This is a genomic window from Bacillus haikouensis, assembly GCF_013179555.1.
In the GTDB taxonomy this organism is placed as follows: domain Bacteria; phylum Bacillota; class Bacilli; order Bacillales; family Bacillaceae_B; genus Rossellomorea; species Rossellomorea haikouensis_A.
In genome coordinates this window covers 1-897 of sequence record NZ_JABMCR010000583.1, presented here as the reverse complement: position 1 = coordinate 897, position 897 = coordinate 1, and the positions used below count along the sequence as shown (strand labels likewise).

Here is an 897-nt window from a genome sequence, read left to right as displayed (position 1 = left end):
CATTATCAACGGACAATCGTTCAAGGCGGGGAATGAAAAGAGCATTACCTTCCCTTTGCCTGCCGAGGTATCAGAAGATATCGCTGCATTGAAAAATGAAGGATATACACTTGTTATCGTTTCAAGTGAAGATAATGTACTGGGTCTTTTTGGTATCAGCGACGAAATCAGGCAAGAAAGCAAAGGTATTATACGAGAGATATATGCGGCAGGAATCAAAAACGCAGTGATGCTGACTGGAGACCATAACAAGACAGCAGAAAAAGTCGCAATGCAAATCGGGCTGACTGACTACTTTTCAGGACTCCTACCGGATGAAAAGGTAGCAAAAGTGAAAGAACTGACAGCCAAGGGAAAGGTTGCTATGGTTGGTGATGGAATTAACGATGCTCCTGCACTGGCCACTTCCGACTTAGGCATCGCCATGGGGAAAGGGACAGACAGTGCCATTGAAACAGCCGACATTGTTTTAATGCAGGATCATCTCGGAAAACTTCCTTCTGCGATTAAGATCTCGAAAAGAGTAAACAAGATAATCAAACTGAATATCACATTGGCACTGGGCTTAAAACTGATTGCATTATTATTGACGATTCCTGGATTGCTGACGTTATGGATTGCTATTCTTTCCGATATGGGAGCAACCATCATGGTTACGTTAATCAGTTTGACGGTCATGCTCGGGGAGAAACAGCCTGTCAATGACTAAAGTGAATGGAATCTGTCACATTATATTCAGCCCTATCTGTATAAAAATCTTGCATGAAGAGTTACAATGTTGATAAAGAATGGAAGGAGGTCGAGGGCCATTCTAAATTTACTATTGGGGTATATCATTTTATCCATTCCCGCGTTGCTCGTGGTACTATTTTTCAAACATAAATCAAAGAAAGAATT

General features: G+C 41.5%; 1 protein-coding gene. It reads left to right on the top strand.

The window, feature by feature from the left end; all coding sequences use genetic code 11:
• A partial coding sequence (locus HP456_RS24440; RefSeq protein WP_172255855.1) for an HAD-IC family P-type ATPase occupies nucleotides 1-709 on the top strand: 709 nt, incomplete at its 5' end.
• Between the last annotated feature and the right edge of the window lie 188 nt (nucleotides 710-897).